Here is a 19,906-nt window from a genome sequence, read left to right as displayed (position 1 = left end):
GCCTGTTGGCGAAACAAGACCTTAAACTCGATGAGATTGTTGACCGGACGGCTTTAGACGAAGCGCTTAACGGTTTTGCACTTGCAAGTGGCAGTTCTGCTGACGGCAATGATGTGCGCGCAAAAGTCGTGACGCACTTAAAGAAAGTTCTGCAAGACGGCCGTGATCGCGCAGAAAAGATGCTCTATGAAGATGGTCTTGGGCGCGGTTGCGCGGCGCGGCTTTCACACCTTCAAGACCAAATCATTTGTGCGACCTATGATTTTGCACTCACCCATGTTTTCAAAGTGAGCAATCTTTCCAATGCAGAAAAATTGGCCCTGACGGCGGTTGGTGGTTATGGGCGTGGTACGCTTGCACCTGGATCGGACGTCGATCTTCTTTTTATTCTGCCTTACAAGCAAACACCCTTGGGCGAACAAATCGCCGAATACATTCTCTATATGCTGTGGGATTTAGGCCTAAAAGTTGGCCATGCGACACGCACCGTAGACGAATGTATCAAGCTTTCAAAAACCGATAACACAATCTGCACCTCCATTCTCGAAGTGCGATACTTGACCGGTAACAAAGACCTTTTTGATGAGCTCGTTAAAGCTTATCAAAGCGACGTTGTTCAAAAAATTGGCTCACAGTTTATCCAAGACAAATTGCAAGAGCGCGACGACCGACACAAAAGAATGGGCGAAACACGCTATGTGGTAGAACCTAACGTCAAGGACGGCAAAGGTGGTCTGCGCGATCTTCAAACATTGTTTTGGATCGGTAAATTTCAATATCAAGTTTTGCGCCGAAAAGAATTGATTAAAAAGGGCGTTTTCACGCGCTCGGAATTTAATCTTTTCGTTAAATGTGAAGACTTCCTGTGGGCTGTGCGCTGCCATCTGCATTTTCTAACGGGCAAGGCAGAAGAGCGCCTTTCATTTGATGTTCAGCGCGAGTTAGCGGCCCGCATGAGCTATCAGTCGCATCCAGGCTTGCAGGATGTTGAGCGCTTTATGAAGCACTATTTCCTGATTGCGAAAGATGTCGGCGACCTAACGCGCATCTTCTGCGCAGCGCTTGAAGAACAGGATTTAAAGCAAGCCCCGTCTCTTACTAAGTTTTTCCAAACCTTGCCATTTACGCGCAGTGTTCGAAAGATTGCGGGGATCACAGATTTTGTCATCGATAATCAGCGCATCAATGTTGCCGATGCGGATGTATTTAAAAAAGATCCGGTCAATCTGATAAGGATATTCCATCTGGCTGACCGTTACAGCCTCGAATATCACCCCCAAGCCATGCAATTGATCCGCAAGTCACTAAAGCTGATTGATCGCAAATTACGCCAAGATGTGAACGCCAACAAATTGTTCATGAACATTTTGACGTCGGGCAACAATCCTGAACTTAATCTACGCCGCATGAATGAGGCTGGGGTTCTTGGTCGTTTCTTGCGTGATTTTGGCAAGGTCGTCGCGATGATGCAGTTCAATATGTATCACCACTATACGGTGGACGAACATTTGATCCGCACTGTCGGCGTATTGCAGCGCATTGAAAGTGGCGAAATAGCTAAAGAGCATCCGCTTACATCCAAGCTTCTGCCTTCAATGAAGCATGAGCGCAAAATCCTTTATATCACCTTGCTGTTGCATGATGTTGCCAAGGGGCGGCCGCAAGATCATTCCATTGCAGGTGCAGAAGTTGCCCGCAAATTGTGTCCGCGGCTTGGTTTTTCAAAAGAAGATACAGCGCTCATTGCTTGGCTTATTCAAGAGCATTTGACGATGAGCATGGTGGCGCAGTCACGAGATTTATCAGACCGCAAAACCATCGAAGATTTTTCCGCAACCGTTCAGACAATGCGCCGCCTGAAACTGCTTTTGGTGCTTACCATCTGTGATATCCGAGCGGTTGGACCCGGTGTTTGGAACGGCTGGAAAGGCCAGTTACTGCGCACACTTTATCAAGAATCTGAACTTTGGATTACAGGCGGGTTTTCAGAAACCAATCGCCAAAGCCGCGCCGAAGGTGAGCGCGAACGGCTGTATGATGCACTCAGCGAATGGAATGATGCCGACCGCGCAAAATACACGAACCTGCACTATGATAATTATATTCTCACTGTTTCTCTAAACGACCAAATTCGCCATGCTCATTTTGTGCGTGATGCTGACCTTGCGGATCGCCACCTCGATACGATGGTTAAAACGGACGCGTTTCAAGCCATTACAGAAATTACAATTCTTGCGCAGGATCATCCACGCCTGTTGGCGGTAATTGCGGCAGCTTGTTCAAGTGCAGGCGCATCAATTGATGGCGCGCATATTTTTACGACCGGCGATGGCCGTGCGCTTGATACAATTTTATTAGAGCGTGAATTTGATGCGGATGAAGACGAGCTTCGCCGCGCAAAGCGTATCGGCAAACTTATCGAAGATGTTCTGTCCGGTAAGAGCTATTTACCTGAGGTGCAAGCAACACGGCCGCGCTTGGGCCGCACGCCAAAGGCATTTGTCATTGAACCTGTTGTGACAATCGACAACACACTTTCGAACAGGTTCTCCGTTGTTCAGGTGGAAGGTCTTGATCGTCCTGCCCTGCTATCTGAACTTTGCGAAACATTGTCTGACTTAAAGCTCGACATTCGCTCAGCACACATTACGACCTTTGGCGAAAAAGTGATTGATAGTTTTTATGTAACCGATTTAATCGGCCATAAGGTTGTCGACACAGCACGCCAAACACGCATTAAAAAGAGCCTTCGCCAAAAATTGATGCCGCAGCATGCGTCCGCCATAACAAATAAAAAAGAAACGAAGGATGCCTAGCGCATGAGTTTGATTCGCAAGTTTGCCAGCGTTGGTGGAGCAACATCTGCCAGCCGCGTGCTTGGCTTTGTGCGTGAAGCATTGATTGCATCTGTTTTGGGTGCTGGCCCCGTTGCGGATGCCTTTTACGCTGCGTTTAGATTTCCAAATCTATTTCGCAGGCTTTTTGCAGAAGGGGCATTTAACTCAGCGTTTGTTCCATTGTTTGCTAAAGAGTTGGAAGGAAACGGCGAGGAAAGCGCTGCCAAATTTGCTGGTGAGGTATTCTCCGTTCTCTTTATTATTTTGCTTGTACTCACGGTACTTGCAATTGCATTCATGCCTTTTCTGGTTTCGACAGTGATTGCCCCTGCATTTGCCGATACACCATCCAAGTTTGAGCTAACGACACAGCTTGCACGCATCATGTTTCCTTACCTCATCGCCATGTCACTTATGGCTATGCTGTCGGGTATTTTGAACTCACTGCGTGATTATTTTATAGCCGCGATTGCACCCGTCCTGCTGAACATCACCTTGATTTGTGTTTTGGTCTCAAGCCTTTATTTAGAGTTTGATGCAGCATCTGTTGGCATCGCTCTTGCTATCGGCGTTCTGCTTTCAGGCGTGTTGCAGCTTGGCATCTTGGTTCTGGGCATGAAGAAAGTTGGCTTTAGCTTCAAGCCGCGCAAACCGCGTATGTCTCCGGCCATAAAACGGCTTTTAGCGCTTGCAGCGCCAGCAGCGCTTACCGGCGGTTTAATTCAGATCAATCTTGTGGTTGGTCAAATTATCGCCTCGCAACAGGACGGTGCGATTGCGCTTTTATCTTACGCCGACCGGATTTATCAGCTGCCACTTGGTATCATCGGCATAGCAATCGGTGTGGTCCTGCTGCCGGAGCTTTCGCGAGCTTTAAGGGCTGGCGACCAGCCAGAAGCATTAAAGCTGCAAAACAGCAGCATGGAATTTGCCCTTGCCCTCATCCTACCTGCATCTGTCGCTTTAGCGATTGTACCAGAACCAATTGTTGCGGTTCTTTTCGAGCGCGGTAAATTCACGCCTGAAACAACCGAGGCAACAGCAGCCGCACTCGCTGCGTTTTCAATCGGGCTCCCTTCTTTTGTCCTCATCAAAGTATTTCAACCGGCATATTTTGCACGCGAAGATATGCGTACACCGCTTTGGTTTTCGCTCGTTTCACTGATCATCAATGCTGGCCTTAGCCTCCTATTGTTTCCAACTTACGGCCATGTGGGCATTGCCGTTGCAACCAGTGTATCGGCATGGACAACAGCGCTTCTGCTTGGCGGCACATTATGGTGGCGCAATGATTTCAGGCCATCCCCGAAAACACTCAAGCGTTGTTTAATGATGGCATTATCCAGCGCCGTGATGGGCATCTGCATATATTTTGCAGCAGATTATGGATGGGTATTGTTTGCAGAATCCGGTATTTTGCTGCGCGTTCTATTGCTACTTTCGCTCATCCTGATCGCGATTTTTGTTTATTTCCCAATGGCAATTTTTACCGATGCGCTGGACCGTGAGGCTTTGAAGCGCAGTCTTGTCCGTAGAAGGTCTTGAATGGAATGAGTGGCCCTGCCATAAGCGCACAGAAATAGCATTTATGGCCAGGTATCATCATTATGACCAATACGATTCCAGAGCGGGTTTTTTCCGGCGTTCAACCAACCGGTAATTTGACACTCGGCAATTATCTGGGGGCAATCCGTAAGTTTGTAGCGCTGCAAGATACGCATGATTGTATCTATTGCGTTGTTGATTTGCATGCATTGACGATTGCTCCGGACCCAAAAGATCTTATGAACGCAACACGCGCTGTTGCTGCGGCCTATATTGCTGCTGGTATCGATGTTAAAAAACATATCGTGTTCAATCAGAGCCGCGTGCATGAACACGCCGAGCTTGCATGGGTGTTTAACTGTATCGCCCGTATGGGGTGGTTGAGCCGCATGACCCAGTTTAAAGAAAAAGCGGGCAAGGACCGCGAGAATGCTTCTGTTGGCCTGTTTGCTTATCCATCGTTAATGGCTGCTGATATTCTTGTCTACCGCGCAACACATGTGCCTGTGGGTGATGACCAAAAGCAACATTTGGAGCTCACACGCGATATCGCCCAAAAATTTAATAATGATTATTCCAGCCGCATTAAAGAACTTGGTCTCGGCGTCGAAATGGAAATGGGCCGCGAGGTTGTGAACGGCTATTTTCCGTTAACAGAGCCTCTCATTGGCGGCGCAGCAACACGCATCATGAGCTTGCGTGACGGTACGAAGAAAATGTCAAAATCAGATCCGTCTGACATGTCCCGCATTAATTTAACGGACACGGAAGATGATATTGCCAAAAAGATACGCAAAGCAAAAACGGATACTGAGCCGCTACCTTCTGACGTAGAAGGCCTTGCTGGTCGTGCGGAAGCTGCGAATCTTGTCGGCATATTAGCAGCACTTACCGACACAACACCCGAGCAAGTGTTGAACGATCATGGCGGCAAGGCTTTTTCTGAGTTCAAACCACATTTGGCCGAAGTTGCGATTGAGATTGTTAGCCCAATCACAAGCGAAATGAGACGCTTAATGGCTGATCCTTCTTATATCGATCAGGTGCTGGCAAATGGCGGTGAACGTGCGAGCGCAATGGCCGCAGAAACGCTGGCAGATGTGCGCCAGATTGTTGGCCTTATAAAATAATCAAGCGAGCTGTTCATATAATTGAACGGCTCGCAACAGATTTGACTTGAATGCGCCATACCAAATGCTTAGTTTGGAAGTATTCTAAAGTCGACAATCGACATAGCGCTATGGCGCTGACTGGAGCCGATCATGTTTATTCAAACAGAAGCCACGCCGAATCCGGCAACCTTGAAGTTTTTGCCTGGCCAAGTGGTTATGGATGCAGGTACCGCAGATTTTCGTGATGCTGATACAGCAACAGGAAAGTCGCCATTGGCTGCCAAGCTTTTCAATGTAAATGGCGTAACCGGTGTATTCTTTGGTTATGATTTTGTGACTGTGACGAAAGAAGATGCGCTTGAGTGGGCACATCTTAAGCCAGCTATTTTGGCTGCAATCATGGAACATTTCATGGCTGGTCAGCCTGTTATGGCTGAAGGAAATTCGGGCGATGTTGATGATCTGCCGAAAGAAGAATTCTTTGATGAAGGCGATGAAAGCATCGTGGAAACAATCAAGGAATTACTTGAAACGCGCGTGCGCCCTGCTGTTGCTCAAGATGGCGGCGACATTACATTCCGTGGTTATAAAGAAGGTACCGTTTACCTTCACATGAAGGGTGCTTGCGCTGGATGTCCTTCGTCAACGGCAACCTTAAAACATGGCATTCAAAACCTGCTGCACCACTTCATTCCTGAAGTTCAGCAAGTTGAGCCTGTTTAAAAACATCTAATTATTATTAAAAAGGCCGGTCTGCATCGCTGCGACCGGCCTTTTTATATCTGAAATATTCTAGGTTTAACGCACGATAACCTTCGCGCCGGGTTTCGCCCGCTCGTAAAGATCAACAATATCTTGGTTCATTAGGCGAATACAGCCAGATGACATCGCCTTACCAATTGACCACCATTCAGGTGTGCCATGAAGACGATATCCCGTATCGCCGCCGCCCTTTGTTAAATAAAGTGCGCGTGCACCAAGTGGATTTGAAAGACCCGGCTTCATACCACCGCGGTGTTTGGCAAGTTCAGGCTGGCGCTTAATCATTGCTGCAGGCGGGGTCCAAACTGGCCATTCGCGCTTCCAGCCTACTTTGGCTGTGCCTGACCATTCAAAGCCTTCACGGCCTACACCAATGCCATAACGAATCGCTTTGCCATTGGGTTGAACCAAAAACAGGTGACGTGAACCGGTATCGACAATGATCGTACCAACCTTTTCACCACCAGTATAATTAACTTCCTGACGGCGAAATTCACGAGAAACTTTCGATACAGGGATAGCAGGCAAACGGTATGCACCATCAGATTTTGACGCGTAAGCATTTGCAAATAAAGTAGAATTTGAAATAGTAGAGCAACCTGAAAGTGCTAAAGCACCAATCATCGCCGCAAGAAGAAGTTTCTTGTTAGACCGCATATTTTTCCCCGTGGATTTCCTATCTGACGAATGCCCGACTATAAGCTTACGTAGTGTTACGTCATTTAACGCTTGCCTTGCAATAGCCACAATCATGTTAAGTTGGCGGCAAGCAGCGCGATTTGTAAACCCATAGTTAGAAAACAAGAGCTTAGATGCCGATAATTTCTCCTCATAAAACGAACCCTCTCATTGACGGGCGGCAATCAGACCGTGCGCTTGCAGTAAGGCGCGGCGTGCAAAAACTGCTATCTCAAATGGGAGCAGCACATGTGCCTGAGTTAACGCTCGCGAATGGACGCCGCGCTGATTTAGCCGCGATCTTTAGAGATGGAACGATATGGATTATCGAGATTAAATCATCCGTAGAAGACATCAAATCAGACCATAAATGGCCCGATTATTTTGACTATTGTGATCAACTCTTCTTTGCAACGCTCGATGATGTTCCCCAATCACTGTTTCCAGATGATGCAGGTTTCATGCTTGCAGACGCACGCGGTGCCGCCATTATTGAAGATTGCCCAATTCAAAAACTTAATGCAGCGCGCCGCAAAGCGATTACCCTTCGCTTTGCACAATTTGCTGCTAAGCGGCTGCATTTGGCTGAACTTGCTGGCTACAATGTTTTGCCAGAGCAAAATTAGCGCGGCGCGCGCTTTGCCAATATGCGCTGCAATGTTCGGCGGTGCATGTTCAATCGGCGTGCGGTTTCAGAAACATTGCGATCACAGGCTTCATAAACACGCTGAATATGCTCCCAGCGCACGCGGTCTGCCGACATTGGGTTTTCTGGCGGCGGTGCTTTGCCGTTTGAAGTGTTTAACAGTGCATTGAAAACATCATCTGCATCTGCAGGCTTTGACAAATAATCAATCGCACCCAGCTTTACGGCCGTTACAGCCGTGGCGATATTGCCATAGCCTGTCAAAACGACGACTTTCGCATCGGGGCGTTTTTCGTGCAGTGCGCTCACAACATCCAAGCCATTACCATCTTCTAAGCGCAGATCGACAACGGCATATGCAGGAGGCTGGTTTTTCACTTTCGCCAAACCATCTGCAACACTTTCAGACATATCGACTATAAAGCCACGCGTTTCCATTGCGCGTGCCAGACGGCGCAAAAATGGCGCATCATCATCGACAAGCAATAATGTCGGATCAGGACCAATATCTGTATTCGCAGTATTTTCATTATCTGTCATCATGCATCTTCTTTCATAAATACTACGCGCTCAATCGGCTTTTGGATGTAAGAGGCCACGACACTTTTACATCTGCGCCAACGCCGGGGATAGACCCATTGGCAAATACTATATCGGCACCGGCACGCTCAATAAGCGTTTTAGCAATAAATATGCCGAGCCCCAATCCTTCGCTACCTTCACGGCTGCGCTCTGCTCCGCGCAAATTTCTTATGTCTGGCTCACCCAAATTGGTCAATTGCTCGCTCGCATAGCCCGGACCATCGTCTTGCACATGAACCGTGATGCGCTGATTTTCCCAACTTACAAAAACCAATACTTTTGATTTAGCAAAATCGACTGCGTTCTCAACGATATTCCCAAGACCATAAATCAGCCCTGTATTGCGCAGCACTGTTGGCTCTGGTGTATCTTTGGTTGTGACAATCGTTGAAATCTCAACACCGAATTCACGGTGTGGGGCAACGATTTCCTCAATCATCACCATGATCGGCATACGGGTGATCGGGTCTTCGTCGTCAGTTCCAAGCGTTGATAAGCGGCTTAAAATCTCACGGCAACGGTCGGCCTGCGTGCGCAGCAATGTAATATCTTCTTTAAGTGGATCGTCTTCAAATGTTGCGCGGTCCATTTCCTTTGAAACAAGGCTGATCGTCGCAAGGGGCGTTCCGAGTTCATGGGCGGCGGCGGCGGCCATGCCATCAAGGGCTGACAAATGTTGTTCTCGCTGAATGACCAGCTCTGTTGCTGCAAGTGCATCTGATAGCCGTCGTGCTTCAGCTGCAACGCGGTAAACATAAAGCACTGCAAACAACAGACAGGAGATTAAAGCGCCCCAAAGCCCAACAACAAATACAAACGGAATAATGAGAGAGCTACCTGCCTCCCACGGGAGCGGCAAATGAAACAATCCTAAAATTGAAGCGGCAACCGCGACGATCAAAGTCAGCAGGAACGTGTACCTAACAGGCAATGTTGCCGCCGAAATAATGGCCGGAACAATGAGCAAAATCGAAAATGGGTTTGTTAGCCCGCCCGTCAAATATAGCAGTGCGGCAAGTTGAACAATGTCAAACAGCAAGATTGCCATCGCTTGATATGGTTCCAAGCGCTGGTTTGCTGGATACATCCAAGTAACAAAGATATTTAAGATTGCCGAGGCCGCAATAAGTGCAATGGAAGGCATTATCGGAAGCGGGAACTCAAGATAGCCCGCAACAATTGCCAAGACCAAGCTTTGCCCAAGCACAGCCAGCCAACGCGTGGCGGTGAGTGTTGCAAGTCGCAAACGGCGGATTGTAAAGCCGTCTATTTCATCAAGATCAATATCCATTACCATCCACGTATTGTCGCGCTAAATCATCCAAATAAACAGCCATCTCATAGCGTATTATTTACGAGGCTTGGCGCGGCGTGTTGGCGCAGCCTGTGCAGGGTCTTCTGGCCATTCATGGCGCGGGTATCGACCACGCATATCAGCACGCATATCACGCCAACTGCCCGACCAGAAACCGGGCAAGTCTTGTGTTAATTGAATTGGCCTGTGCGCTGGCGATAACATTTCGATTGTCAGCGGCACTTTACGATCACAAATTGAAGGGTGGGATGCCAAACCAAACAGCTCCTGCATCCGCACGGACAAAATCGGCGCAGCACCATCGGCATTATATGTCAGCGGTATTTTCGACCCCGTCGGCACCACATAATGCGTTGGTGCAAGTTGATCTAACTGCGCATGCAATTGATATGGCACAAGGCTCATCAGTCCATTTACAATATCATTATCGGACAGTTCCGTTAGTTTTGTTTTGCCCACTAGAAATGGTGCAAGCCACTCTTCCAGCGCATCGCATAATGCATCGTCTGATACATTCGGCCAATCATTTTGATGAACATGAAGCCAGGCAAGCCGCGCGCGCAACATGGTGGAAGCCTTGTTCCAAGGAAGGATATTCAAACCATAGCGCCGTATAGCAGCGATAAGAGCATCGGTTGCCGCATCGCTTGGCTGAACAGCAACTTGTGCTGCGCTCAGCGTAATGGCTCCTAATTGGCGCGTGCGCTGTCCTTTTAAGCGCAAAGATGACTTGTCGAATGTGAAACTATCGCGCTCAATGATTTGATCTGCGAAACGCTCAAGCACATCGCTTTCTTCAATCGCAGCGCCCGAAACAATACGTGCATTGGTCGCCGATCCGATCATGTCGGATACCACTAAGAATCTATGGCTTGCTAAGGCTTCTGTTTCCTCAATCATGACGCCGCGACCATTGGCAAGAATATAGCTGCCAGCCTGATTATCACGTTGCCGTGCCAAGCGGTCTGGAAAAGCATCGCAAAGCATAAGGCCAACAGACACCTCATCGCCCTTCGCAATCACTTTGACCTGCTTAGCCATATTCATGGCCATGTGCTTTGCACTACGCGCACGCGGCGATCCATCATGCCATATACGCTCAAAACGGTTGGCAAGATCAACATGGTTCCCGCCAAGACCACGTTCGCTGATCAGAAGGCCCAGCATTGCACGGCGTTCGCAATCTTTCTGCGATGTTCCTGCGGCAATCATGGCGGCCAAACGGGGCTGAAGGCCCAATGCGCCAATTATTTTGCCCTTTGGTGTAATCCCACCGCTAGAATCAAGCGCGCCAAGTTCAAACAATAATTTTCGCGCTTCGTTTATGTGCGCTTGAGGTGGCTGATCAAGAAATTGTAACGCACTAGGCCCACTTGCCCCCCAGCTTGCGCAATCAAGCAACAGAGAAGACAGGTCTGCCTGCATAATTTCTGGCGATTCAAAATCCGGCAAAGCTGCGGTTTGTTCTTCTTGCCATAACCGAACAGATACACCCGGCGCTGTACGGCCCGCCCTACCTGCACGCTGTGTCACGCTGGCCTTTGATGCACGCTTTGTCTCTAGGCGTGAAATGCCAAGATTGGCTTCAAAGGATGGTAGCCGCGCAAGGCCGCTGTCAACGACGATACGAACGCCATCAATAGTGATGGACGATTCAGCCAATGATGTTGCCAGCACGACCTTACGTTTTCCAGCGGGCGGTGGTTCAACGGCCAAGTCCTGATCTCGTATGTCCATCGCGCCATAAAGCGGCGCTACGAACGCGTTTGCAAGCAGCTTTCCTTCTAGGCGCTCGGCCGTTCTTCTTATCTCCGCCTGCCCTGGCAAAAAGGCTAGAATACTTCCCTCTTCCTCCATCAGCATTTTGCGTATCGCAGCCGCCATAGCATCTTCAATGCGTTGATCGGCACGGCGCGGCAGATATTGTATATCCACCGGATGCATACGACCTTTGCTCTCAATGACAGACGCACCTTTGAGAAAGGTAGAAACACGGGCGCCATCAAGTGTGGCAGACATGATCAGTAAGCGCAGGTCGTCGCGCAGCGCTTCCATCACATCGAGCGTCAGAGCCAGACCGAAATCGGCATCAAGGCTGCGCTCATGGAATTCATCAAATATAACGCAGCCAATGCCGTCCAGTTCAGGATCATCCACAATCATGCGCTGAAACACGCCTTCGGTGACAATCTCGATTTTTGTCTTGGCGCTGACCTTTGTATCAAAACGCATGCGATAGCCGACCGTCTTGCCAACCGGTTCGTCCAAGCTGGCCGCCATACGGCGCGCAGCAGTACGCGCGGCCAAACGCCGTGGCTCCAACATGATAATCTTGTTATTCGCCAGCCATTCTTCACCCAAAAGCTGAAGCGGCACGGCTGTTGTTTTACCTGCACCTGGCGGTGCAATTAAGATTGCACTGCGCTGATTGCCCAAAGCATTTTTTATCTCGGGCAATACATCCAAAACCGGAAGGTCATCAAACTTCATCATAGGGGCTTTTAGCCTACTGACCTGCGGTTTGGGAACCGACTTCTATGATGGTTCCATTTGCTGCAAGTGCATCTTCGCGGTCATGTGTCACCAGCAATACAGGGAGTGAGCGGCGCTTAGCATTTTCGAATACTAATTCTCGCATTTGTGCGCGGCGATCAGCGTCTAACTTTGAAAATGGTTCATCCAATAATAAAAAGGCTGGGCGTGAGATAAGCACGCGGGCCAGTGCGACACGTGCCTTCTGGCCACCTGATAATGTATCGGGATCACGCTCAAAAAAGCCGTCCAATCCAACATCGGTTAAGGCTTGTTCAGCTTGGCTTCGCCGCTCTGCCTTTGGCTGAATATCTGCTGGCATTGCAAAAACCAGATTGCCCCCCACCGACATATGCGGAAACAATAGCGGATCTTGAAACAGCAAACCTGCGCGACGCTGCTGCGGCTTGACCAATGTAATATTCATGTCGCTGCAATATACATCGCCCTCCGCTTCGAATGCGGGATCGAGGAAACCACCAATATAAGCAAGCAATGTGGATTTACCGGAGCCGGATGGCCCCATGATCGTCAACACTTCCTTTGGGTTGATAAGATGATCAACAGCCAAAAGCTCGCGCCCATTAAGGCTAATACGCACACCATCGATTTTAAGACCTGTTGAAGCGTAACTCATAAGAAAACCAATGTTCTTTCTATAGACCCGTAATGCCGCGGCGGTTTCGGAAAATCAAAGCAGGCAGTGTTGATGCAAGTAAGAACCCGATAAATGGCAGCATCATCTGCATGAAAGCATAAATACCAATAATACGCCGATTGCCGCCCGATCCAAGTGCAACAGCTTCGGTTGTAATTGTCGGAAAGCGCCCTGCGCCAATCAACAAAGTGGGTAAATATTGCCCGATTGAAACTGCAAAACCAACGGCACATGCAGCCAATATCGCGCGTAGCAACATGGGCGTGCGAATGCGCCAGAAAATTCGCCAATTTGAGGAACCAAGCGCTGCACCGATTGAATCATAGCGCTTGTCAAATGCGCGCCAAGGCGCAGAAAGCGATAAAAACACATAGGGCAAAACAAACACCACATGGACCAGTATCAACGCTGTCCAACTGGCTATCGCATTCACACTGAGGAGCAAAAGTTGAAGGCCGAAAAGAAAGCCAATTTGAGGAACCAGCAAAGGTAGATAAAGCAATAACAAAGCACGATTGCCACCATTACGCCCCGTTTGTTGTTCGCGTGCCAAACAGGCCAAACTGATTATTATGGAAATTGCGACCGACGCTGCACCGATAATGACCGTTGTTATCAATGGCTGCGAAAGGCCTGGAAGCGCTCGCATCCAGTTTTTAAACGAAAGTGTATTGGGCAATGTGTTTGGAAACTGCCACAGACCCGATACAGACCAAAGGGCAAGAACGAGCAAACCGCCAAAAACGATCAATGCTGATGCTGTCATCAAAACGGATGCCGTAACGCGAAAGCCCCAATCATGCGTGTAGCGGTTTCCTTTTGCGGCCAAGCTTCGAGATGCAGCGCCGGTAAAGCGTTCGATGAGTATCCAAACCAATAATGCAAAAGCTGTGACTGCAATTTGCACACACGCACCGGCACAAGCCATAAAGCGCATCTTTAAATCAGGATCATTCATCCAGCCGACAAGCCGCACCGGCAAAGTATATGGCGTTGCTGGTCCTAGAATGATTGCCATATCCACATTGGCGCTTGCATAGGCAATAACAGCAAATATCGGCAGTCTTATCTGCCTGTAAACCGACGGCCATGTCGAAAGCAGGAAACCTGCCATGCGGCCATACCCTAAAGACTGCGTAAGGTGAGACGATTTAATTGCTGCAATTTGCGGCAAGGCAGCAAGCGTTACCAACAATAAAAATGGCACTTCCTTCACGACCAATCCGGCAATCAGCGCAAGGCCAAGCTGATCATTGACGATCAATAAATCTAGCGGTCGCTCCCACCCTGTTAGCCATGGTGAAAACAGGCGTGCGAAAAACCCCGAAGGCGCAATCATAAATGCAAAGCCAAATGCCGCAGCAGCATGGGGCACGGATAATAGTGGCGAGACAAGATATTGAACTTTTTTAAAAAGGCGCGTGCCATACCATGCGGACACAAAGCCTGCGACAAGCATAACAGATAGAGCGGTTGAGATTACGCCAATAAAAAACGATTGAGAAATAGAGCGCCAAATACCCGTTTGCGAAAACAACTCTTCAAAAGGAAGCAGCGAAAAATCTTCGCCCCCTAAAGCTGGCAAATAGCCAAATGCTGGTAGCACGGTTCCAGCTAACCCGCATAAAACGGGCACAGCCAGAACCAGCAATGCAATGAGCGGTGAATATCGCAGCATTAACCTACCCGCCCTTGCTCAACCAAAAAGAAATTAATTGGCAACACCGTATCGAGATGCCCATTTTTCTTCGATTATAGCCATCCAGCTTGGGTGCGGCTCGTCAAATGCTGGCCCAAGCTCATCAGGACGAAGTGTTGCCACGCCAAGATCAAGTGCGCTGAATTCTGCGGCTTTATCTTCTGGCAACTTACTCATCGCCAAAACGGTTGGATCACCCCAAAATGCAGGGTCTTGCTTACGCAATTGTGCCTCTGGTGAAATCAGAAAGTTCGCTAAGATCAGAGCGCCTGCCTTTGCATTGGCATTATACGGAATGGCAACAAAATGAGTATTACCTAATGTGCCGCCTGAAAATGTGAAGGACCGCACGGTATCGGGCAACTCGTCGTTCGCAATCGCACTTGAAGCGGTTGCTGGATTGAAGGCAAATGTTATTTCCAATTCGCCATCAGCCAATAATTGGCTCATTGACGGATAGTCACGCGGAAAAGCCTTTGCTCCACGCCAAAGATTTGGGTGCAGCTTATCAAGATAATCAAACAGCGGTTTGGAGACGGCTTCAAAGTCCACATCCTCGGCCGGTTGCTGAAGCAAGGATACGTCCTCAACCTGCTCAATTAAAATCTGCTTGAGGAAGCTTGAGCCAATAAAATCCGGTGGCTGCGGATAGGAAAAACGTCCGGGATTCTTTTCTGCCCATTTAAGCAAATCATCAGAGTTGTCTGGCATTTCATCCGCCTTGGTACGGGCGCTATCGTGGAAAAAGACAAGTTTTGCCATTCCCCAGGGCGATTCCATGCCATCTGTTGGAATGGTGAAATCAGTTGTAATCGTTGGTTTATTTTCAACGTCTACATATTGCCAATTTGGAAGGTTTTGCGCCCAATCGGGACCATAGAGCAGGTCTTGGTTCTTCATGGATGCGAAGTTCTCTCCGTTAATCCAAATCAGATCAATAGAACCATCTTCATCTTTGCCAGCAGCTTTTTCAGCAACGACTGCGGAAACTGCATTTGCAGTGTCGTCTAATTTAACGTGAACAACTTCAATGCCATAGGTGTCTTTAAGGTTCTGCCCGACCCAATCGATATAGTCATTGATTTGGGTCGATCCGCCCCAAGCATTCCAATAGACCGTCTGGCCTTCGGCTTCTTTAACCACCATATCCCAGATTTTGGAATCAGTGCCTGCAAAGGCATAATTCGTCAAAGAAAGTGACGCTGCGCCCAGTGCGGTCCATAGACTAATTTTCTTGATCATTTCGATGCCCCAATTAATTATGAGACATCTTGAACATGTAGAACGCTCGAAGGTCAATTCACCAATAGAGCGCTCAACTCACAAAGTAGTGATATACAAACAGCTGTGGTTAATCTGTCTGAGAAATCGCAATCTTTTTTACAAGCTTTTCAGGCCGTGGACGATCAAGATCGATCATGAGCAAGCCATTTTTTAACTCAGCTGCCAAAACCCGCATACCATCGGCCAATACAAATGCTTTTTGAAACTGGCGCGCAGCAATGCCGCGGTGAAGGAAATCGCGATCGCTATCATCGCGTTGTTTGCCGCGCACAACCAACTGGCTGTCTTCGGTCGTGATATCAAGATCATCGATGGCAAAGCCCGCTACGGCAAGCGTGATCCGCAAGATATCCATTTCCTCATGGCGCATGCGCTCAATATTATAAGGTGGATAGCCGTCCGCAGATTTCGCAACCCGCTCAAGTGATTTTTCTATAGCTTCAAACCCGACAAGAAGCGGACTGGAAAAAGTGGTCATACGTGTCATAATCTATCAGACCAGATTTCGCTGGCCATGCCCTCATTTTAAGCGACATAAGAAACAAACCCTACTGGCATTTGCTTCAACCTTAAGTATGGTCACTTAGAATCACATTTTCAAGAAAGATACGGACGACAAATGGCAAACAATGATCCGCGCGCCATCATTATTGATACAGATCCTGGCCAAGATGATGCAATTGCAATTTTACTCGCTCTTGCGAGCCCTGAGCTTGATGTGCTTGGGCTTACAATCGTCGCGGGCAATGTTCCGCTTGATTTGACCGTTAAAAACGCCCTCAAAGTTTGTGAGTTGGCTGGCAAAACAGATACCAAAGTCTTTCCCGGTGCTGCAGGTCCGCTTGGCAGACCGCTGCTAACGGCTGAGCATGTTCATGGTGATACAGGCTTAAATGGCCCTGATTTACCTGAACCAACAATGCAGCCTCAAGATAAACACGGCGTTGACTTCATTATCGAACAGGTTCGCGCACATGACGCAGGCCACATAACGCTCTGTCCGCTTGGACCGCTTACAAATATCGCAACCGCGTTGCAAAAAGCGCCCGATATCGCCCCTAAAATACGTGAGATCGTTTTGATGGGGGGCGGTTTTTTTGAAGGTGGCAACATAACCCCTGCGGCTGAGTTTAATATATATGTCGACCCACAAGCTGCCGACATTGTTTTCAAATCGGGCATACCCATTGTCATGGCGCCGCTTGATTGCACGCACAAAGCTTTGACAACAAAAGAGCGTATTGATGCCCTTCGCGCTAAAGGCACAAAAGTATGCGACGCCACGGCTGATCTCGTTGATTTCTTCGAACGTTTTGATGAAGAAAAATACGGAACCGACGGCGGCCCACTTCACGACCCTTGTGTGACAGCTTACCTTATCAAGCCTGAACTTTTCTCTGGCCGGATGTGTAATGTGGAGATCGAAACTCAGTCCGAACTCACAATGGGCATGACTGTGATTGACTGGTGGGGTGTGACGGATCGCAAAAAGAACGCGATGGTTCTCAATCAAATTGACGCACAAGGCTTCTTTGATTTGATTACCGAACGCGTTGCTACACTTTAAGCAATCATTTTATCAATGTCGGTGCGCAGCGGTATCGCTGGCTGCGCTCCGGCCTGCAAACAAGCCAAAGCTCCCGCAGCACATGCAAATTTAAGTGCGGCTTCAACCGGTTGTCCCTCGCTCAATGCAACAGCAAGCGCACCACAAAAAGTATCTCCTGCACCAACTGTATCAACAGCTTCAATCTTTGGCGATTTTGCAGAATATTCTTTGCCATCAATGATCGCCAAGGCACCATCTGCGCCCAACGTTATGATGAGGCCCTTACCAAAGGTTTGGCAAAAGGCGTGCGCTTTTTCACGGCGGTCATTTCCGCTCAAGCTCAAAGCTTGGCTCAGATCGTCAAATTCTGTTTCATTGGCAATGGTGATATCGGCGTGCTTGGCAAGTTCAACGGCACCTTCACCGTAAGGTGCAATATTAAGAATGGAGCGTGCGCCAGCTTCCTGTGCAGCCTTGATGGCTGCAAGATTTGCCGCATCAGGCACCTCCATCTGCAACACGACAATATCATCCGCTTTAATCGAAGCGCCCTTTAAGCTGTCACCACCGACACAAGCATTAGCTCCAGCGATGACTGCAATCTGATTTTCCCCAGAGGTTTCATCAACCAAAATCATCGCAACGCCAGTAGAAATATCGCCCTCTGTGATCGCCGCGACACCGCCCAAATCCACGCCTGCGCTTTCAAGCAATGCCAAGGCAGGTTCTGCATTTGCGTCTTCGCCAACGGCACCGATCATTGCGACATCTGCACCTGCACGCCTTACGGCCAATGCCTGATTGGCACCTTTCCCGCCGGGGGCACTTGCAAAACTTGACCCTGAGACTGTTTCACCTGGCAAAGGTATTTTTTTAACACGGGCGATTAAATCAAGATTAATTGAGCCAACAACGATTATCATAAATATCCCTCTGCCTTCATACTTAGCATTCACGAAGCTTCTTAGAACCATCTAAAATGATGCTCACTCGTGCTATCAGAATGCATTTTCATTGTCAGGCATCAATCACATCAAGCAAGAGGATTTTTGCGAGCTTGATGCAATTGGCTTATTGACTTGCAAAATCCCAAACCGTAAATCGGCCCACCAATAACGTGCCCAGATGGCGGAATTGGTAGACGCGCCAGCTTCAGGTGCTGGTACTCGCAAGGGTGTGGAGGTTCGAGTCCTCTTCTGGGCACCAAATCACTGTTCGATAAATGTGCTTTTTACACCATCGACAAATTGCTTACTAAAATACCTAGCGCAGCTATGAAGCTTTAATTTTCGGTAGGCGACGGCGCACCGGCGACGACTTTATTATTGCGGTATTTGTTTCTGCTTTTTCGTGAAATGGCTCAAGAATAGCGTCTAGGTCTTTCATCTCACCGAAAACCAAACGACATACAAAGCAATCATCCCCTGTCACCGCATCACAGGCTGTGAAGCGTGCCTCCTCGATGATCATGTTCTTGATAATGTGCAAATTGCCCGGCCTTGGCTTAATTCTAACGATCGCTTCGAGCGCCTGACCAAGCGCTCCATAATCGATATCAACGGTGAAATTCCTGATTATTCCAGCACTTTCCATTCGCTTAACGCGCTCGGCAACGCTTGGGCTAGACATGCCCACCTTTGAGGCAAGCTCAGAATAAGAAATGCGCCCAGCCTTATCCAATTCATCAAGAATTTTTAAGTCGACGCTATCAACAACCTTATGTTGAGAGGGCATTTCTTTAATCTACCTACATTTTAAACAGAGTTTTGGAATTATACCTTGAAATATGCAGGCCACAAGCTCCATCAATTTGTTATCTTAACGCCAGACTTCATCAATCAGGAACAATGACATGACGATTTTAAGAGTGGCAGCATTCAGCGATGGGGAAACTGGCGGCAACCCAGCGGGCGTTATGATAACCGACGCATTACCAAGCGAAGCACAGATGCAGAAGATTGCTGCTGAAGTTGGGTATTCAGAAACAGTTTTTGCAGCTCGTCTAACTGATGGGAAATGGATGACGCGGTACTTTTCGCCTGAAAGCGAAGTGCCTTTTTGTGGGCATGCGACAATCGCTTTGGGAGCCGCCTTGGCTGATCAATTTGGCCCTAACGTTTGGACATTATCTTTACGTCATACTGAAATCACGATTGAAGGCAGCCAAAACGGAAAGGTCTACAGCGCATCCCTAAAGTCACCGCCAACATCACACAGCAAGATTGCGGCGGAGACATTGGGCGCGATCCTAGAACTTTTGGGATATGGTGCTGACGACCTCGATAAGGACATACCCCCAATGTCAATCAGTGCTGGCGCCAACCATATTGTCCTTAGCTTAAATAGCCGCGAAAAGCTTGCCGCTATGCAGTATGATCTTGATGCTGGACGCACTTTAATGAATGCGATGGGCCTCACCACCATCATGCTTGTTTGGCAAGAAAGTGAAAGGCTCTTTCATGTTCGAAACGCTTTCGCTTCTGGCGGTGTATTAGAAGATCCTGCAACAGGAGCCGCAGCTGCTGCTTTTGCAGGATATTTGCGAGATAGCGGAAAATTGTCGGGCAGGGAAATCAACATCATCCAAGGTGAGGACATGGGCGCTCGCTCGCACATTAAAGCGGTTCTGTCGGGCGAAAAAGGCAGCTCAATTCAAATATCTGGGACATCTCGCTATATGGCATAACCGCTCATAGCCCTGACCTCA

At 48.5% G+C, this 19,906-nt stretch carries 17 protein-coding genes and 1 tRNA gene; 8 read left to right on the top strand and 10 right to left on the bottom strand.

Features of this window, described 5'->3' with window-relative positions:
• The first annotated feature begins 5 nt into the window (after positions 1-5).
• From N530_RS0100960 to N530_RS0100945, 4 genes are all read left to right on the top strand, one after another.
• A complete protein-coding gene (locus tag N530_RS0100960; protein ID WP_026479158.1) occupies positions 6-2,816 on the top strand; it encodes a [protein-PII] uridylyltransferase in 2,811 nt (936 codons plus the stop codon).
• A gap of 3 nt (positions 2,817-2,819) precedes the next feature.
• Positions 2,820-4,382 carry a murein biosynthesis integral membrane protein MurJ gene (murJ, locus tag N530_RS0100955; protein WP_026479157.1) on the top strand — a complete coding sequence of 521 codons (1,563 nt, stop codon included), beginning with the start codon at positions 2,820-2,822 and terminating at the stop codon, positions 4,380-4,382.
• 62 nt (positions 4,383-4,444) lie between these two features.
• The gene (gene trpS / locus N530_RS0100950; RefSeq protein ID WP_026479156.1) at positions 4,445-5,512 is read left to right on the top strand and encodes a tryptophan--tRNA ligase; all 1,068 of its coding nucleotides are present in this window, start codon (positions 4,445-4,447) and stop codon (positions 5,510-5,512) included.
• A 132-nt stretch (positions 5,513-5,644) separates the two neighbouring features.
• Positions 5,645-6,217, top strand: a complete 573-nt coding sequence (locus N530_RS0100945; RefSeq protein ID WP_026479155.1) for a NifU family protein — start codon at positions 5,645-5,647, stop codon at positions 6,215-6,217.
• A gap of 75 nt (positions 6,218-6,292) precedes the next feature.
• Here the strand turns inward: N530_RS0100945 and N530_RS0100940 are convergent, their stop codons facing one another.
• Complete coding sequence (locus N530_RS0100940) at positions 6,293-6,913, bottom strand: L,D-transpeptidase (protein WP_018688940.1); 621 nt, start codon at positions 6,911-6,913, stop codon at positions 6,293-6,295.
• A 155-nt stretch (positions 6,914-7,068) separates the two neighbouring features.
• On the opposite strand from N530_RS0100940, the gene N530_RS0100935 reads away from it, so the two are divergent.
• On the top strand, positions 7,069-7,560 hold the full coding sequence (locus tag N530_RS0100935; RefSeq protein ID WP_026479154.1) for an MmcB family DNA repair protein: 492 nt from the start codon (positions 7,069-7,071) through the stop codon (positions 7,558-7,560).
• Here N530_RS0100935 and N530_RS0100930 read toward each other — a convergent pair.
• The 7 genes from N530_RS0100930 to N530_RS0100900 all read right to left on the bottom strand — a co-directional run bounded on the left by N530_RS0100930 (position 7,557) and on the right by N530_RS0100900 (position 16,137).
• Positions 7,557-8,120 (bottom strand): ActR/PrrA/RegA family redox response regulator transcription factor, encoded by a 564-nt coding sequence (locus tag N530_RS0100930; RefSeq protein WP_026479153.1) that lies wholly within the window; start codon positions 8,118-8,120, stop codon positions 7,557-7,559. The two genes, N530_RS0100935 and N530_RS0100930, sit on opposite strands and share 4 nt — an antisense overlap.
• Before the next feature lie 22 nt (positions 8,121-8,142).
• Positions 8,143-9,459: an ActS/PrrB/RegB family redox-sensitive histidine kinase gene (locus N530_RS0100925; RefSeq protein ID WP_018688943.1), complete on the bottom strand. Its 1,317-nt coding sequence runs from the start codon at positions 9,457-9,459 to the stop codon at positions 8,143-8,145.
• 51 nt (positions 9,460-9,510) lie between these two features.
• Positions 9,511-11,970 (bottom strand): ATP-dependent helicase HrpB, encoded by a 2,460-nt coding sequence (gene hrpB / locus N530_RS0100920; protein WP_026479152.1) that lies wholly within the window; start codon positions 11,968-11,970, stop codon positions 9,511-9,513.
• A gap of 13 nt (positions 11,971-11,983) precedes the next feature.
• Positions 11,984-12,646 (bottom strand): ATP-binding cassette domain-containing protein, encoded by a 663-nt coding sequence (locus tag N530_RS0100915; protein ID WP_018688945.1) that lies wholly within the window; start codon positions 12,644-12,646, stop codon positions 11,984-11,986.
• Positions 12,647-12,665: 19 nt separating this feature from the next.
• A complete protein-coding gene (locus tag N530_RS0100910; protein ID WP_026479151.1) occupies positions 12,666-14,345 on the bottom strand; it encodes an ABC transporter permease in 1,680 nt (559 codons plus the stop codon).
• A gap of 33 nt (positions 14,346-14,378) precedes the next feature.
• On the bottom strand, positions 14,379-15,608 hold the full coding sequence (locus N530_RS0100905) for an ABC transporter substrate-binding protein (RefSeq protein WP_026479150.1): 1,230 nt from the start codon (positions 15,606-15,608) through the stop codon (positions 14,379-14,381).
• A 109-nt stretch (positions 15,609-15,717) separates the two neighbouring features.
• Positions 15,718-16,137, bottom strand: coding sequence for an Hsp20 family protein (locus N530_RS0100900; RefSeq protein ID WP_018688948.1), 420 nt, complete (start codon positions 16,135-16,137; stop codon positions 15,718-15,720).
• 132 nt (positions 16,138-16,269) lie between these two features.
• Here N530_RS0100900 and N530_RS0100895 point away from each other — a divergent pair, with 132 nt between their 5' ends.
• On the top strand, positions 16,270-17,217 hold the full coding sequence (locus N530_RS0100895; protein ID WP_026479149.1) for a nucleoside hydrolase: 948 nt from the start codon (positions 16,270-16,272) through the stop codon (positions 17,215-17,217).
• Here N530_RS0100895 and N530_RS0100890 read toward each other — a convergent pair.
• Positions 17,214-18,122 carry a ribokinase gene (locus N530_RS0100890; protein WP_026479148.1) on the bottom strand — a complete coding sequence of 303 codons (909 nt, stop codon included), beginning with the start codon at positions 18,120-18,122 and terminating at the stop codon, positions 17,214-17,216. The genes N530_RS0100895 and N530_RS0100890 overlap by 4 nt on opposite strands.
• Before the next feature lie 196 nt (positions 18,123-18,318).
• On the opposite strand from N530_RS0100890, the gene N530_RS0100885 reads away from it, so the two are divergent.
• A tRNA-Leu gene (locus N530_RS0100885) sits at positions 18,319-18,405 on the top strand.
• Positions 18,406-18,471: 66 nt separating this feature from the next.
• Here N530_RS0100885 and N530_RS0100880 read toward each other — a convergent pair.
• The gene (locus N530_RS0100880; protein ID WP_026479147.1) at positions 18,472-18,933 is read right to left on the bottom strand and encodes an Lrp/AsnC family transcriptional regulator; all 462 of its coding nucleotides are present in this window, start codon (positions 18,931-18,933) and stop codon (positions 18,472-18,474) included.
• A gap of 118 nt (positions 18,934-19,051) precedes the next feature.
• Here N530_RS0100880 and N530_RS0100875 point away from each other — a divergent pair, with 118 nt between their 5' ends.
• Complete coding sequence (locus N530_RS0100875) at positions 19,052-19,885, top strand: PhzF family phenazine biosynthesis protein (protein ID WP_026479146.1); 834 nt, start codon at positions 19,052-19,054, stop codon at positions 19,883-19,885.
• The last annotated feature ends 21 nt before the right edge of the window (positions 19,886-19,906 follow it).

The sequence above is a fragment of the Ahrensia sp. 13_GOM-1096m genome, assembly GCF_000620605.1.
GTDB lineage: Bacteria > Pseudomonadota > Alphaproteobacteria > Rhizobiales > Rhizobiaceae > Ahrensia > Ahrensia kielensis.
The sequence above is the reverse complement of the archived record's forward strand: the minus strand, read 5'-3'. Positions and strand labels throughout refer to the sequence as shown.

Coding starts and splice junctions, on each gene's coding strand:
- murJ (WP_026479157.1), top strand. CDS start 2,820: ATGAGTTTGATTCGCAAGTTTGCCAGCGTTGGTGGAGCAACATCTGCC.
- trpS (WP_026479156.1), top strand. CDS start 4,445: ATGACCAATACGATTCCAGAGCGGGTTTTTTCCGGCGTTCAACCAACC.
- N530_RS0100945 (WP_026479155.1), top strand. CDS start 5,645: ATGTTTATTCAAACAGAAGCCACGCCGAATCCGGCAACCTTGAAGTTT.
- N530_RS0100940 (WP_018688940.1), bottom strand. CDS start 6,913: ATGCGGTCTAACAAGAAACTTCTTCTTGCGGCGATGATTGGTGCTTTA.
- N530_RS0100935 (WP_026479154.1), top strand. CDS start 7,069: ATGCCGATAATTTCTCCTCATAAAACGAACCCTCTCATTGACGGGCGG.
- N530_RS0100930 (WP_026479153.1), bottom strand. CDS start 8,120: ATGACAGATAATGAAAATACTGCGAATACAGATATTGGTCCTGATCCG.
- N530_RS0100925 (WP_018688943.1), bottom strand. CDS start 9,459: ATGGTAATGGATATTGATCTTGATGAAATAGACGGCTTTACAATCCGC.
- hrpB (WP_026479152.1), bottom strand. CDS start 11,970: ATGATGAAGTTTGATGACCTTCCGGTTTTGGATGTATTGCCCGAGATA.
- N530_RS0100915 (WP_018688945.1), bottom strand. CDS start 12,646: ATGAGTTACGCTTCAACAGGTCTTAAAATCGATGGTGTGCGTATTAGC.
- N530_RS0100910 (WP_026479151.1), bottom strand. CDS start 14,345: ATGCTGCGATATTCACCGCTCATTGCATTGCTGGTTCTGGCTGTGCCC.
- N530_RS0100905 (WP_026479150.1), bottom strand. CDS start 15,608: ATGATCAAGAAAATTAGTCTATGGACCGCACTGGGCGCAGCGTCACTT.
- N530_RS0100900 (WP_018688948.1), bottom strand. CDS start 16,137: ATGACACGTATGACCACTTTTTCCAGTCCGCTTCTTGTCGGGTTTGAA.
- N530_RS0100895 (WP_026479149.1), top strand. CDS start 16,270: ATGGCAAACAATGATCCGCGCGCCATCATTATTGATACAGATCCTGGC.
- N530_RS0100890 (WP_026479148.1), bottom strand. CDS start 18,122: ATGATAATCGTTGTTGGCTCAATTAATCTTGATTTAATCGCCCGTGTT.
- N530_RS0100880 (WP_026479147.1), bottom strand. CDS start 18,933: ATGCCCTCTCAACATAAGGTTGTTGATAGCGTCGACTTAAAAATTCTT.
- N530_RS0100875 (WP_026479146.1), top strand. CDS start 19,052: ATGACGATTTTAAGAGTGGCAGCATTCAGCGATGGGGAAACTGGCGGC.